14 protein-coding genes are annotated in these 13,547 nt (G+C 58.0%); 7 read left to right on the top strand and 7 right to left on the bottom strand.

The window, feature by feature from the left end; all coding sequences use genetic code 11:
• Positions 1–5: 5 nt before the first annotated feature.
• Entirely contained in the window at positions 6–1,340 is a 1,335-nt protein-coding gene (locus tag ACR0ER_RS00700) for a sigma-54-dependent transcriptional regulator (RefSeq protein ID WP_480767286.1), read from the top strand.
• A 504-nt stretch (positions 1,341–1,844) separates the two neighbouring features.
• Positions 1,845–4,679, top strand: coding sequence for an Rne/Rng family ribonuclease (locus ACR0ER_RS00695; protein WP_480767503.1), 2,835 nt, complete (start codon positions 1,845–1,847; stop codon positions 4,677–4,679).
• A 54-nt stretch (positions 4,680–4,733) separates the two neighbouring features.
• Here the strand turns inward: ACR0ER_RS00695 and ACR0ER_RS00690 are convergent, their stop codons facing one another.
• Positions 4,734–4,967, bottom strand: coding sequence for a sulfurtransferase TusA family protein (locus tag ACR0ER_RS00690; protein ID WP_480767285.1), 234 nt, complete (start codon positions 4,965–4,967; stop codon positions 4,734–4,736).
• A gap of 105 nt (positions 4,968–5,072) precedes the next feature.
• Here ACR0ER_RS00690 and ACR0ER_RS00685 point away from each other — a divergent pair, with 105 nt between their 5' ends.
• From ACR0ER_RS00685 to ACR0ER_RS00670, 4 genes are all read left to right on the top strand, one after another.
• Positions 5,073–5,825 carry a cytochrome c biogenesis CcdA family protein gene (locus ACR0ER_RS00685; protein ID WP_480767284.1) on the top strand — a complete coding sequence of 251 codons (753 nt, stop codon included), beginning with the start codon at positions 5,073–5,075 and terminating at the stop codon, positions 5,823–5,825.
• A gap of 63 nt (positions 5,826–5,888) precedes the next feature.
• Complete coding sequence (locus tag ACR0ER_RS00680) at positions 5,889–7,103, top strand: hypothetical protein (RefSeq protein ID WP_480767283.1); 1,215 nt, start codon at positions 5,889–5,891, stop codon at positions 7,101–7,103.
• On the top strand, positions 7,100–8,449 hold the full coding sequence (locus ACR0ER_RS00675) for a cytochrome P450 (RefSeq protein WP_480767282.1): 1,350 nt from the start codon (positions 7,100–7,102) through the stop codon (positions 8,447–8,449). Before ACR0ER_RS00680 ends, ACR0ER_RS00675 begins: the two co-directional genes overlap by 4 nt.
• A 72-nt stretch (positions 8,450–8,521) precedes the next feature.
• Positions 8,522–9,403, top strand: coding sequence for a fructose bisphosphate aldolase (locus tag ACR0ER_RS00670; protein ID WP_480767281.1), 882 nt, complete (start codon positions 8,522–8,524; stop codon positions 9,401–9,403).
• Positions 9,404–9,409: 6 nt separating this feature from the next.
• On the opposite strand, the gene ACR0ER_RS00665 is transcribed toward ACR0ER_RS00670, so the two are convergent.
• The 6 genes from ACR0ER_RS00665 to fumC form a co-directional block, all read right to left on the bottom strand.
• Positions 9,410–10,012: a DNA-3-methyladenine glycosylase I gene (locus ACR0ER_RS00665; RefSeq protein ID WP_480767280.1), complete on the bottom strand. Its 603-nt coding sequence runs from the start codon at positions 10,010–10,012 to the stop codon at positions 9,410–9,412.
• Between the two features lie 7 nt (positions 10,013–10,019).
• Positions 10,020–10,307, bottom strand: coding sequence for a YciI family protein (locus ACR0ER_RS00660; RefSeq protein WP_480767279.1), 288 nt, complete (start codon positions 10,305–10,307; stop codon positions 10,020–10,022).
• A 12-nt stretch (positions 10,308–10,319) separates the two neighbouring features.
• Positions 10,320–10,901 (bottom strand): TetR/AcrR family transcriptional regulator, encoded by a 582-nt coding sequence (locus ACR0ER_RS00655; protein WP_480767278.1) that lies wholly within the window; start codon positions 10,899–10,901, stop codon positions 10,320–10,322.
• A gap of 82 nt (positions 10,902–10,983) precedes the next feature.
• Positions 10,984–11,211 carry a ribbon-helix-helix domain-containing protein gene (locus ACR0ER_RS00650; RefSeq protein WP_480767277.1) on the bottom strand — a complete coding sequence of 76 codons (228 nt, stop codon included), beginning with the start codon at positions 11,209–11,211 and terminating at the stop codon, positions 10,984–10,986.
• Positions 11,208–11,384 (bottom strand): DUF4169 family protein, encoded by a 177-nt coding sequence (locus ACR0ER_RS00645; protein ID WP_480767276.1) that lies wholly within the window; start codon positions 11,382–11,384, stop codon positions 11,208–11,210. The genes ACR0ER_RS00650 and ACR0ER_RS00645 overlap by 4 nt, the downstream gene beginning before the upstream one ends.
• Positions 11,384–12,778: a class II fumarate hydratase gene (fumC, locus tag ACR0ER_RS00640; RefSeq protein ID WP_480767275.1), complete on the bottom strand. Its 1,395-nt coding sequence runs from the start codon at positions 12,776–12,778 to the stop codon at positions 11,384–11,386. The genes ACR0ER_RS00645 and fumC overlap by 1 nt, the downstream gene beginning before the upstream one ends.
• Positions 12,779–13,006: 228 nt before the next feature.
• Between fumC and ACR0ER_RS00635 the strand changes: the two genes are divergently transcribed.
• Positions 13,007–13,537 carry a hypothetical protein gene (locus tag ACR0ER_RS00635; protein WP_480767502.1) on the top strand — a complete coding sequence of 177 codons (531 nt, stop codon included), beginning with the start codon at positions 13,007–13,009 and terminating at the stop codon, positions 13,535–13,537.
• Positions 13,538–13,547 lie beyond the last annotated feature (10 nt).

Raw genomic sequence — 13,547 nt, 5'->3', positions numbered from 1 at the left:
TTACTATGGCACAGGCCATGAAAATCGCCATTGTTGATGACGAACAGGACATGCGCCAGTCGATCAGCCAATGGCTGGCACTGTCTGGATATGACACCGAAACCTTCTCGAGCGCCGAGGATGCCCTGAAAGTACTGGGGCCGGACTATCCGGGTATTGTCATCTCGGACATCAAGATGCCTGGCATGGACGGCATTCAACTGCTGAAAAAGCTTATGGGTGCGGACAGCACTTTGCCGGTCATCATGATTACGGGTCACGGTGACGTTCCGATGGCGGTTGAGGCGATGCGCGTCGGAGCTTTTGACTTCCTTGAAAAGCCTTTCAACCCCGATCGCATGTCCGAACTGGCCAAACGCGCCAGCAATGCACGCCGTCTTACGCTGGACAATCGGGCGTTGCGGCGTGAGCTGTCGGATGGCACCCAGATCATGAACAAGTTGATCGGTGCCAGCCCGGTGATGGAACGTCTTCGCGAAGACATTCTGGATTTGGGGCAGGCGGATGGCCACGTTCTGATCGACGGCGAGACTGGCACTGGCAAGACGCTAGTTGCGCACGCCCTGCATGCTGTCGGCAGCCGGGCTGGTAAGAAATTCGTTCTGGTGTCCTGTGCGGCGTTGGAAGAAGAGATTCTGTCCAAACGTTTGTTTGGCCCGATGCTGCCTGAAGATGCCCAATTGCCGGCCATTGAGGAGGCGCGCGGGGGTACTCTGGTTCTTGAAGACGTTGAAGCACTCAGCGACACGCTACAGGCTCGGCTGCTGAGCGTCATGAACGATCAGGGAACGCCAGCTGAGACACGGATCGTCGCGATTTCCAATCTGCAAGAGGCCGGAAAAACCAGCGAAGACGTGCTGCGCCCAGACCTGTTCTACCGTTTGGCTGCTCTGCGGATCACTATGCCCCCGCTGCGCCAGCGCGGCGAGGACATCCTGACGCTATTCACCCGCCTTAGCGAGCAGTTTGCCGAGGAATACGGCTGTGATGCACCGCAGGTCAGCGCCCAAGAAGCCGCGCAACTGCTGCAGGCACCTTGGCCGGGCAACGTGCGACAACTGATCAATATTGCCGAACGCGCCGTGCTGCAGTCTCGCCGCGGATCGGGCACGATTGCGTCGCTGCTGATGTCGGATCACGAGGAAATGCAGCCTGTGATGACGACCGAGGGCAAACCGCTTAAGGAGTATGTCGAAGCGTTCGAGCGGATGCTGATCGATAACACAATGCGCCGACACAAAGGTTCGATTGCGTCTGTGATGGAAGAACTGTGTCTGCCGCGGCGAACGCTTAACGAGAAGATGGCCAAATACGGCCTGCAGCGTTCGGATTACCTGTAATCGGGCAGGGGGCTCTGCCCCCGCCGACCTTTGGGCGACTCCCCCGGGAAATTTTTGGCCAGATGAAGGGATCCTGAGCGGTGTTCGGGACCCTTGGTGCAGTTTGCCCATTGTCTTTTCCACAGGACTGCTTTTATTGTGTCCGAACGGGCCGGGCCGGTTTTCAGCCCCTAAGTCCCGAATCTTTGAGTTTCGCTGCTCTGCCGCGGATGGCGATAATCCCACGAGGCAAAGCAGACCGATTAGGCCCCAGGTTGGGGCAAATGAACGCCTGAGCCCGTGGATGCGGGCGAAAGGAATAAATGGGCAGACAGCGGTGAGCCGCGTCTGTCGGAGAAGAACCGCGATGACGCGCGCGCAACGATCGAGAATACGGGCAGGGGGCCACAGCGCCAGACCCTGCCGCGCGCCGTCCGATATCGCCCTGACAAGACACCACCCCAAAAGCGCCTGTCCCCCCGGACGGGTCAGGACAACGCGTTTGGCGCGGTGCACCAAGGACACATGGCTAAGAAAATGCTTATCGATGCCACCCACGCGGAAGAAACCCGCGTTGTGGTGGTCGACGGAAACAAGGTTGAGGAGTTCGACTTTGAATCCGAAAACAAACGCCAGCTTGCCGGCAACATCTACCTTGCAAAAGTAACACGGGTCGAACCGTCGCTGCAGGCGGCTTTCGTTGATTACGGCGGGAACCGGCATGGTTTCCTCGCGTTCTCGGAAATTCACCCGGACTATTACCAGATTCCGGTCGCCGACCGCGAAGCGCTTATGGAAGAAGAGCGCGCCTATGCCGAGGCGATGAAAGCCCGGGATGAGGCCGAAGAGGCCAAGCCCAAGAAGCGCCGCTCGCGGTCGCGCACCAAGGCAGCGGATGTGAAGTCGGACGATCCGGTCGAAACGATTGAGGTTTTTTCTGAGCCTTCGGGCATGGAAACGATCGATCTGGATGAGGGTGAAGAGGGCGCTGATCTGTCGGTTCCCGAAGGCACCTCTCCGATGGATCATGTCGCTGAGACCCCGGTCGAAGAGCCTTCTGATGAGGCGTCGGAGGAGGCGGAAACCTCCGCTGAGGAAGCTGCGGCTGCGGAGGAACCCGCTGCTGAGGCCGAGGAAGGCGTGATTGACGCACCGGAAACGACGACGGCGGAAGCCGAAGAACCCGAGGGTGAAGCGGTTGAGGCATCTGCCGAGGCTGACGTCGAGAGTGCCCCTGATGAGGCGAGTGCTGCCGAGGACGCACCGGCGGAAGAGACCGCAGCAGACGAGAACAAAACCGAAGCTGACAACGAGGCCGAGGAAGAACCCCGCTCAGATGCGTCCGCCAAGGATGACAGCATCGAGTCGGTGGCCGATGAGGATGACAGCGAGGACATTCGTCCGCCGCGTAAACCGCGTCCGCGTCGCTACAAGATTCAGGAAGTCATCAAGGTTCGTCAGGTCCTGCTGGTGCAGGTCGTCAAGGAAGAGCGCGGCAACAAGGGAGCGGCGCTTACCACTTACCTGTCGCTGGCCGGTCGCTACTGTGTTCTGATGCCGAACACTGCGCGTGGTGGCGGGATCAGCCGCAAGATCACCAACGCGCCGGACCGTAAGAAACTGAAAGAGATTGCCTCGGAAATCGACGTTCCGACCGGAGCGGGCCTGATCATCCGAACCGCAGGCGCCAAGCGCACGAAATCCGAGATCAAGCGCGACTATGAATACCTGCAGCGGATGTGGGAGCAGATCCGTGAGTTGACGCTGCAATCCATCGCGCCCGCTAAAATCTACGAAGAAGGCGATCTGATCAAACGCTCGATCCGCGATCTCTATAATCGCGATATCGACGAAGTTCTGGTCGAAGGCGAGGGCGGTTACCGTATTGCCAAGGACTTCATGAAGATGATCATGCCGTCTCACGCCAAGAACGTGAAACGGTATGAGGACGCGCTGCCGCTGTTCGCACGTTATCAGGTGGAAAGTTACCTGACGGGCATGTTCAACCCGACAGTGCAGCTGAAATCCGGTGGCTACATCGTGATTGGCGTGACCGAAGCATTGGTGGCGATCGACGTAAACTCGGGTCGGGCGACCAAGGAAGGTTCGATCGAGGAAACCGCGCTCAAAACCAACCTGGAAGCTGCCGAGGAAGTGGCACGTCAACTGCGCCTGCGCGACCTGGCCGGTCTGATCGTCATCGACTTCATCGACATGGACGAGCGCAAGAACAACTCGGCCGTCGAAAAGCGCCTGAAGGAAAAGCTCAAAACCGACCGCGCGCGCATTCAGGTAGGCCGGATTTCCGGCTTTGGCCTGATGGAGATGAGCCGTCAGCGTCTGCGCCCCGGTATGCTTGAGGCGACTACACAGCCATGCCCGTCGTGCCACGGCACCGGTTTGATCCGTTCCGACGACAACATGGCGCTGACTATCCTGCGCCAGATCGAAGAGGAAGGCACCCGCCGCCGCTCGCGCGAGGTTCTGGTGCGCTGCCCGGTTAGCATCGCCAATTTCCTGATGAACCAGAAACGCGAACATATCGCGCAGATCGAAGCGCGTTATGGCCTGTCGGTTCGGGTCGAAGGTGATGTGCATCTGGTCAGCCCTGATTTCTCGATGGAGAAGTTCAAGACCGCCAGCCGCGTCGTGCCTGAGGCCACCGCACCGGTGGTGTCTGTGGATGCCTCGCTGATGGATTTGGTGGACGCGGACGAAGAAGAAGCGGTCGTCGAAGAAGAAGCGGTTCAGACCGACGAAGAGACTAAGCCTAAGCGCAAGCGTCGTCGTCGTCGCCGCAAGAAGAGCAATACGGCTGGTGAAACGCCTGAAGCCACGACCGACGAAGAGGCTTCTGCTGAGGCGGATGAAGAGCCCGGGTCAGAGCCCGAGGCGGAAGAGGCTGCTCAGGAAGAGACAACCGAAAAACCCAAGCGTCGCCGGGCTCCGCGCCGCAACAAGAAGGATGCGGACCCTGTCGAAGCGGCGGAGGAAAGCCCAGTTGAATCCGTCGCTGAAGCGGCAGAGGAAACCCCTGCGCCCGAAGCCGAGGCTGTGACGGAGCCCGAAGCAGAAGAGGCCAGCGAACAGCCCGAACCCGTTGAGGCTGCGGAACCGGTTGCGGAAGAGGCACCTGAGGCTGAGTCTGAGGAAGCAAGCGAACCGGAGGCCGAAGAAGTGGCCGAACCCGTTGCTGAAACTATGGAAGCGGTTGAGGCTGTGGAAACCATAGAGATCGCAGTAGAAGAGGTGGTCGAAGAGACCCCGGAACCTGTTCTTGAGGTTGTGGCGGAAGAGCCCGAACAGCCCAGCGAACCCGCCAAGCCGAAACGGCGCGGCTGGTGGTCATTGGGGCAATAGTAGAAAAGGCGGGCTTCGGGCCCGCCTTTTTCTTGGTCCGGATGTTTTTCTGCCTCAGCCTGCTTTTTGGATAAGGTAGATTTGGTGCCCGTCCGCGTCCTCTTGCGACAACAGTTGGTGGCCGCTTTCGATGCAGAAATGCGGAACGTCGATGATGGCGGCCGGATCGTCGGCCAATACACGCAAAACCGCCCCTGAGGGCATGGATTTAAGGCGTTTTCTGGCTTTCAGGACGGGCAAGGGGCACAACAGACCCAGCGCATCCAGCGTTTCGGTGGGATTTGACATTAGGTTGAGATATTTCCACTTTGCCTGACTGTCCAGCACCGACGCACGGGGATGTGACCGAATGGCCCCGTGACGCGGCTGGTTTGATACCCTATGTGCTGATCCATGTTCGGAATTGATATCATCGACGCGGGCCTGCTGCCTGCCATGTTCATCGCGATGCTGGGCGGGTTGATCAGCTTTCTGTCGCCTTGCGTGCTGCCCATCGTGCCACCCTATCTGGCATATATGAGCGGCGTTACGATCAACGAGATGCAGGATGAAGCAGCGGCACGGCGCAAGGCGACCATGTCCGCGCTGTTCTTTGTGCTGGGCCTGTCGACGGTGTTCCTGTTGCTGGGTTTCACGGCTTCGGCTTTCGGGGCGTTTGTGCTGCAGAATCAGGTGTTGTTTGCCAAACTGTCAGGCGCGGTCGTGATCGTCTTTGGCCTGCACTTCCTGAACGTGTTCCGCATTCCCTTCCTGGATCGAGAAGCGCGGATCGACGCCGGTGATTCCGGAGGCTCAGTCTTTGGCGCCTATATTCTGGGGCTGGCATTTGCGTTCGGATGGACGCCGTGCATTGGCCCGCAGTTGGGTGCGATCCTGTCGCTGGCCGCGTCAGAGGCCTCGGTTGCACGAGGCACCTTGTTGCTGGGTGTCTATGCCGCAGGACTGGGCATTCCGTTCCTGCTGGCGGCGATGTTTCTGAACCGGTCGATGTCGGTGATGAACTGGATCAAGCCCCACATGGGCACTATCGAGAAGGTTATGGGTGGTCTGCTACTGTTCGTCGGCATCATGCTGATCACCGGCCTGTTCACCGAATTCAGCTGGTGGCTGTTGGAGACCTTCCCGGCGCTGGCCAATTTCGGGTAATTTGCTGATCCGACTTACCTTGCCGGTAAGGCTCCGCTAACCTGCGCCGCAGAAGGTAAGGGCATGAGCAGTCACACAAATCAGCCTCGGGTGCGCAGGCGTCGGGTGTTCTACATTCCCGGCTATGATCCGATTCATCCGCGCCGATATCGCGAGCTGTACCGCAAGGAAAGCCGGGCGCAGGCAGAGATATCCGGCTATCAGGTTTCAATTTCGCCAAAGTCGGGTGAGGGGCCATACGGCTGGCACGTTCGTTCTCATCAGGACGGTGTCGACGTCGAGGCGGATATAGACGTTCTGGTCTGGTCGGATATCGTACGCGACAGCATGTCGAACTCGATCCCCGCGACCTATCTGCAACTGGTGCGGACCGCGTGGACATATATCGGGTCCGGTGCGTTGTGGCGCCTGATGCGGCTGCGCAAGGGGCCGGTGATCGCCGCGCTTTACCCTGTTGGAATGCTCATTGTGCAATTGGCGGTGGCGCTTTTGGTGGCGTGGGCCGTGGCTGCGCTGCTTTGGTCCATCGCAGAGTGGTTTGCCTTGGTGCTATCGATTGCCGCCGCATTTACCCTGCTGCAATGGTTCCGCAAAATCGACAACCGTCTGTTTGTCTATTACCTGATGCACGACTACGCCTATTCAGCCGTGCAGAACGGCGCTGTTCCGGTGGAACTGAAGACCCGGTTGCGGGCATTCACCTCTCATATTCGAAACGCACTTGAGGCCGAAGTGGACGAGGTTCTGGTCGTCGGCCATTCCTCGGGCGCGCATCTTGGGGTAACGGTTCTGGCTGATCTGATCCGCGAAGCCGGGCTGTCTGATACCCGACCGGCACTGTCCTTTCTGACTTTGGGGCAGGTGGTGCCGATGGTTTCGTTTCTGCCCGACGCGGAAGACCTGCGCACTGATCTGCAATTCCTGTCCGAGCAACCCGATATCACCTGGGTTGATGTGTCCGCGCCTGGCGACGGGTGTGCGTTTGCCCTATGTGACCCGGTGAGTGTCAGCGGCGTGGCGATCGACCAAAAGCGCTGGCCTTTGGTCCTTTCGGCAGCATTCACGCAAACCCTGTCACCAGAGCGTTGGCAGGAACTGCGCTGGCGCTTTTTCCGGCTACATTTCCAGTATCTCTGCGCATTTGATCGCCCCAGAGACTACGACTATTTCCGTATCACCGCAGGCCCTTTGACCCTGGGCCAGCGGTTTGACGGGCGCGCGCCTTCGAAATCACGGATCGAGCAGCCAATCTCGAAATACAGATCGGTGCGATCATGAAACCGCCAAAGCCATCGCCTCGTCCGGACAAGGTATCGTTGTGGCGGTATCTGAAACTGTTCCGCAAGGACCTGCTGTCGGCGCAGCCGCAACGGCTTTATCGCGCATGGATGGCTGAGTTTCGCACGCCGTTCTTCCGATCTTACATGATCAACCAGCCCGAGCTTGTGGAAACGGTTCTCAAGAAACGCCCCGACGATTTTCCCAAATCCGGTCGCATCAGCGAGGGGTTGCGCCCGCTGCTGGGAGACTCGGTCTTTCTGACCAATGGTGAGACCTGGAAAAGACAGCGCCGGATCATCGATCCGGCATTTGAGGGCGGACGGCTGAAGGATACCTTTCCGGCCATGCTGGAGGCCGCCGAAGCCTGCGTTTCACGGTTGAAAGGGCAGGCGGGTGAGGTGATCGAATGCGAGGAACTCACAAGCCACGCCGCTGCAGATGTGATTTTCCGAACCCTTTTCTCGGTGCCTATCGAAAATGAGGTGGCGTCACAGGTGTTCGAAAAGTTTCGGGCCTATCAGCGGCAACAACCTTTGCTGAACATCGCAGCATTTATCCCGTTGCCGCGTTGGGTGCCGCGCTTGCACGCTCGGAAAACGCGCCACAACGCCAAGGATATCCGCGCGTTGATCCAACACCTTACAGCGGAGCGGGCAAAACTGATTGCCTTGGGTCAGGCTCCCGACGATCTCGCCACCAAGATCATGACCACGCCCGACCCCGAAACCGGACAGTGTTTTGACACGCAAGAGATGGTGGATCAGGTCGCTATCTTCTTCTTAGCGGGGCATGAGACCAGTGCATCGGCATTAGCGTGGACCCTCTACTTAATGGCGCTGTACCCTGAATGGCAGGAAAAGCTGAGCGCTGAGACAGGCTTTCTGGACGATCCCAGCTTTGCCACCGTATCCAAACTGCGCCTTAGCCGGGATGTCTTCCGCGAGGCGCTGCGCCTGTATCCTCCGGTGCCGATGATGGTGCGAGAGGCGACCTGTCCGGAACAATTCCGGGGCAGGGAGGTCGCCGAAGGGTCGCAGATCGTAATCAGCCCCTGGCATCTGCACCGGCAGGAACGTCTCTGGGACCACCCCGACGATTTTGACCCCACCCGCTGGTCCACCGACAACGGCAAGTCATGCCAGCGGCAGGCCTTTATCCCGTTTTCGGCAGGCCCGCGTGTCTGCACCGGGGCTGGGTTTGCGATGGTCGAAGGGCCCTTGTTGTTGTCGATGTTACTGCGGTACTTCCGATTTGAACTGGTCGAGGGCCGCACGCCCGTTCCGGTGGCACATCTGACGGTGCGGTCGAAGGACGGCATTTGGCTGCGCGTGGTTGAGCGCTAACAAACTACCATCACTCTGCGCCTTGCTGTATGCGATGGAAAACGCGGAATCATCATTAAACGGGAAAGTCTTATGTCCAAAGCAGAACAGCGCGAACAAATGTCCAACGGCGCGGGTTTCATTGCAGCCCTGGATCAAAGTGGCGGCTCGACACCCAAGGCGCTGGCGCTTTACGGGGTTGAGGCCTCGGAATACAGCTCGGACGAAGAGATGTTCGGTGAAATCCAGAAAATGCGTGCCCGCATCATTCTGGCTGATGACTTTACCAAGGACAAAGTGATCGGCGCGATCCTGTTTGAACGCACGCTGGGCGAAGAGATCGACGGCCGCAAGGTTGCAGATTACCTGTGGTCGCAGAAAGGCATCGTTCCGTTCCTGAAGATCGACAAAGGGCTGGAGGATCAGGCAAACGGCGTTCAGATGATGAAACCGATCCCAGGTCTGGCGGATACTCTGGCCAAGGCCGATGGCGTATTCGGCACCAAAGAGCGTTCGGTGATCCACGAAGCCAATGCCGAAGGTATCGCCGCTGTGGTGGCCCAGCAGTTCGACGTGGCCCGTGAAGTTGTCGCCGCCGGTATGGTTCCGATTGTCGAGCCCGAAGTGAACATCAACTCGGACACCAAAGCCGAAGCCGAGGATATCCTGAAGGCCGAAATTCTGAAGAATCTCGATCAGTTGGGCGAGGGTCAGGACATCATGCTGAAACTGACCATCCCCAGCCAGGCGAACCTGTATGACGAAGTGGCCGATCACCCGCGCGTGGTCCGCGTCGTAGCGCTGTCGGGCGGCTATTCGACCGAGCAGGCCTGTGATCTGCTGGATCAGAACGGCAAGATGATTGCTTCGTTCTCGCGCGCGCTGACCGAGGGGCTGTCGAAGCAGCAATCGGATGCCGAGTTCAATGCTGCGCTGGGTGGCAACATCGACAAGATCTTCCGCGCCTCGGTCTAAGGGGCGTTAAACCGGCTTGGTGAATTCGCGGCGCATTTGCGCCGCTTTTTCACGCATGGAACACCCAATGGCGTGGTCGTTCACCAGCCCTATGGCCTGCATGAAGGCAAACACCGTGGTTGGGCCAACGAACTTCCAGCCGCGTTTCTTCAAATCCTTCGACATCGCAATGGATTCGGCTGAGGTCGACGCTGTCTGTGGCTCGGGTGGATTGTCTGCCTCATACCGCCAGACGTAAGCGGCGATGGATCCTTCAGTCGCCACAAGCTCCTGCGCGCGGCGGGCGTTGTTGATGACCGCTTCGATCTTGCCGCGATGCCGGATGATGCCCGCGTCCTGCAGAAGACGTCCAACATCCGCTTCCTCAAACCTGGCTACCGCGTTGAAATCGAACTGCTTAAACGCTTTGCGGAAGTTTTCACGCTTGGCCAGAATAGTGCGCCAACTGAGGCCTGACTGAAAGCTCTCAAGGCACAGTTTTTCGAACAGGCGTTGATCGTCAGCCACCGGGTAACCCCATTCGTTGTCGTGGTATTCAAAGAACTCTGGTGCTGCCTGACACCATGCACAACGTGGTTGGCCATCCGGGCCCGAAACGATTTTGGTCATGGAAACCTCAGGTCAAAAGAAAGTTCAGGCGGGTGTCTGCGTGGGCAGGTTCCAACTCAAGAACCTCGGCTGTCACCACATTGGCAACAACAAAAGGATCCTGATCGACGAAATGGGTCACCGCATCCTGACTGTCTGCGACGGCCAGAATGCCACCACCAACGCCCGGCTTCAAACTTCCGGCAAGCAGGAACATACCGGTGTCGAAACCCTGTTTCAGCCAGGCGCGGTGCCCGTCCATATGATCAGGGGCGAGGTTCTTGTTTTCGGAAAAGCGCAGTAAAATTATATACATGAGAAACCTTCCTCAGGTCGCGTCGGGTTGTGGCAAAAGATGGTCCAGCCAGATATTCAGTTGCTGCACCTCGCGGTTGATGAAGGCCTCGTCCTGATAAGCCTGCGCAAGCGTTGCGATGCCCTGGCTTTGTGCCAACAGCCGCATAGCCAATTCCGGTGCATCTTCCGAAAGGCCAGCCGCAGAAAACTGCCGTTCCAGCCAGTCGCGGAACAGGTTGAACAACAGGTTGGCGTCGTCTTGTCCACTGTGTTCAAGTTTCGACAATTCGGTGCACAGAGTGCCGACAGGGCAGCCGTACCGCGCTATCTTTGCGCGGTTCATGATCATAATCCCGATGAACTGCCGGATACGTTGCTTCGGGCCCGGGAAATCTTGCTCCCAATCGTCCAGCATCTGCTTTGTCGTGCTTAACCGCAGGTCAATCACCGCTTTGAGAATCTGATCCTTCGTCTTGAAATGATAATAAAAATTTCCACGAGAGATGTGGACCGCCTTGGCAATGTCCGCGAAAGAGGTCTGGGCAAAACCGCTCTGATAAAACAACTCGTCCGCGACCTGGACAATCTGTTCGCTGGTACTGAGACCTGACATGTAACGCCGCTCTCCTCTAATAGGACGATTGTCCTAATGCGAGCGTAGGACAATCGTCCTATAGCGTCAATACACTTCGAAACTACGAAGAAGAGGCGTCGCGGAACCAGTTAAGAATGAACACCCGAATGGCTGAGGCCAGCCCGACCTCGGGGTCGCGTTCTACGTCAATCTCAGCCGCTAAGGCGTTGATTGCGGTTTCTTTTGACTTGGCGATGTCGCGAAAGGCCTGCCAGAATTCGTCTTCCAGAGACACCGAAGTGCGGTGGCCCTTAAGGGTCAGTGATCGTTTGACCGGACGGCCGCTCATTCATCCAACTCGTGATTGTCAATGTCGCGACGCTGTTTGTCTTGGTGGAATTTGTCTTCGATCTTTTCAGCCTTGCTGCGGCCGAATTTGACAGCGTTCTGATCCGCGCGGGCCTTTTTCTCGGCCCGCGCTTTATCTTTTCGATACCGGTTCAGATTGACCGGCTTGCCCATCAGTCTTTGGGACCGATCATGTGTTCAGGGCGAACCACGGCGTCAAAGGTCTCTTCATCGACAAAGCCCAGTGCGATGGCCTCTTCCTTGAGGGTCGTGCCATTCTTGTGCGCGGTTTTGGCGACGGTGGTGGCGTTGTCATAGCCGATGGTCGGCGCCAGAGCGGTCACCAGCATCAGCGATTCCTTCATCAGCTTGTCGATGCGCGGTTCATTGGCCTTGATGCCCAGCAGCATCCGCTCGGTAAAGCTGTCAGTGGCGTCGCCCAGCAGTTGGATGGACTGCAGCAGGTTGTAGGACATCATCGGGTTGTAGACGTTCAGCTGGAAGTGCCCCTGCGAACCGGCGAATTTCATCGCCGCGTCGTTGCCCATCACATGCGCTGCTACTTGTGTCAGCGCTTCGGCCTGAGTTGGGTTTACCTTGCCGGGCATGATGGACGAGCCGGGCTCGTTTTCCGGTAAGATCAGCTCCCCCAGACCCGAGCGGGGGCCAGAGCCCAGCAGGCGGATGTCGTTGGCGATCTTGTAGCAAGAGCCCGCAATGGTCGCCAAAGCGCCCGACAGGAAGACCATGGCGTCGTGCGCTGCCAAGGCTTCGAATTTATTCGGTGCGGTCACGAAGGGCAGGCCGGTGATGTCCGCCATGTTCTTGGCCACAGCCTCATCCCAGCCGTTATGAGTGTTCAGGCCGGTGCCAACGGCAGTACCGCCTTGGGCCAGTTCATAGATACCGGGCATCGAGGCGTGAACACGGGCAATACCCTGACGGATCTGGTGCGCGTAACCACCGAATTCCTGCTCCAGCGTCAGCGGTGTCGCATCCTGAGTATGCGTCCGGCCGATCTTGATTATACCCGTGAACTCTTTCGCCTTGGCTTCCAGAGCCGAGGCAAATTTCTCCAGACCCGGCAGCAGCACGTCACGCACGCTCATCGCGGTGGCGATGTGCATGGCGGTCGGGAACGTGTCGTTCGAGGATTGACCCATATTGCAATGGTCATTCGGATGCACCGGGTCTTTCGATCCGATCACGCCGCCCAGAATCTCGATCGCGCGGTTGGCGATCACCTCGTTCGAGTTCATGTTCGACTGGGTGCCAGACCCGGTCTGCCAGACGACCAGCGGGAAATTGTCGTCAAACTTGCCTTCGATCACTTCTCCGGCGGCCTGAATGACGGCGTCGGCGATTTTCGCATCCAGCTTGCCGATGGCTTTGTTCTCCATGGCGCAGGCTTTCTTGATCACGCCCAGCGCGCGCACGATGGCGACGGGCTGTTTTTCCCAGCCAATGGGGAAGTTCATGATCGAACGCTGCGTCTGCGCGCCCCAATACTTGTCAGCGGGGACTTCCAACGGGCCAAAGCTGTCGGATTCGGTGCGGGTCTGAGACATCGGTCACTCCGTTGTGTATGCAGTCGCATGCCGTTTACCCGTAACAATGTCATCGTGCAATCGGCCAGTTGCGCGCACCATAAACGCAAGGGTGCCAGAGGTATAGCAGGAAGGGATTGGTAAATTCGGTCCGAAACGCATTGTATGCGCTATCGGGTCAGCTACAATAGACGGATCAACATGTTGGAGGCGAAGGTGGGTACATTGGTTCGAGCTTATCCCCTGAAAATCATTGCCTTTTCATTGGGCTTACTGATTTTGTTCGCTCTGACGGGTCTAAAAGCCTACGCCGCGGATATTGCGCCCTTTGTCGGCAGCTACGTAGGGTCTGCCAATGTTGTGGATGAAGACGGAAGCCAAACGCCACGTGACATGAGCGTGTCGATTGAAGAGTTGAAAGATGGCTTCAACGTCAGTTGGACAACCACAACCTACAAGGCGGATGGTCGGGTCAAAGATCAGAAATTCTCGATAGATTTCAAGCAGTCAGACAGGGCCGATGTCTATTCTGCCGCGATGAAGCGCAACGTTTTTGGGCATGAGGTCCCGTTGGACCCGATGCAGGGTGAACCGTTTGTCTGGGGGCGGATTGAGGGTAACACTCTGACCGTATTCTCGCTGTTTATCGGCGAGACCGGAGATTATGAGCTACAGCAATTCGACCGCACTCTGGCAGAGGGCGGTCTGGACTTGTCATTCTCACGGTTCCGCAACGGGATAAAGTCTCGCTCGGTCGAGACGTTTCTGAAAAAGCAGTAGCCCCGGGCGG

This window comes from Ruegeria sp. CH8 (assembly GCF_056536985.1).
The sequence above is the reverse complement of the archived record's forward strand: the minus strand, read 5'-3'. Positions and strand labels throughout refer to the sequence as shown.

Coding starts and splice junctions, on each gene's coding strand:
- ACR0ER_RS00700 (WP_480767286.1), top strand. CDS start 6: ATGGCACAGGCCATGAAAATCGCCATTGTTGATGACGAACAGGACATG.
- ACR0ER_RS00695 (WP_480767503.1), top strand. CDS start 1,845: ATGGCTAAGAAAATGCTTATCGATGCCACCCACGCGGAAGAAACCCGC.
- ACR0ER_RS00690 (WP_480767285.1), bottom strand. CDS start 4,967: ATGTCAAATCCCACCGAAACGCTGGATGCGCTGGGTCTGTTGTGCCCC.
- ACR0ER_RS00685 (WP_480767284.1), top strand. CDS start 5,073: ATGTTCGGAATTGATATCATCGACGCGGGCCTGCTGCCTGCCATGTTC.
- ACR0ER_RS00680 (WP_480767283.1), top strand. CDS start 5,889: ATGAGCAGTCACACAAATCAGCCTCGGGTGCGCAGGCGTCGGGTGTTC.
- ACR0ER_RS00675 (WP_480767282.1), top strand. CDS start 7,100: ATGAAACCGCCAAAGCCATCGCCTCGTCCGGACAAGGTATCGTTGTGG.
- ACR0ER_RS00670 (WP_480767281.1), top strand. CDS start 8,522: ATGTCCAAAGCAGAACAGCGCGAACAAATGTCCAACGGCGCGGGTTTC.
- ACR0ER_RS00665 (WP_480767280.1), bottom strand. CDS start 10,012: ATGACCAAAATCGTTTCGGGCCCGGATGGCCAACCACGTTGTGCATGG.
- ACR0ER_RS00660 (WP_480767279.1), bottom strand. CDS start 10,307: ATGTATATAATTTTACTGCGCTTTTCCGAAAACAAGAACCTCGCCCCT.
- ACR0ER_RS00655 (WP_480767278.1), bottom strand. CDS start 10,901: ATGTCAGGTCTCAGTACCAGCGAACAGATTGTCCAGGTCGCGGACGAG.
- ACR0ER_RS00650 (WP_480767277.1), bottom strand. CDS start 11,211: ATGAGCGGCCGTCCGGTCAAACGATCACTGACCCTTAAGGGCCACCGC.
- ACR0ER_RS00645 (WP_480767276.1), bottom strand. CDS start 11,384: ATGGGCAAGCCGGTCAATCTGAACCGGTATCGAAAAGATAAAGCGCGG.
- fumC (WP_480767275.1), bottom strand. CDS start 12,778: ATGTCTCAGACCCGCACCGAATCCGACAGCTTTGGCCCGTTGGAAGTC.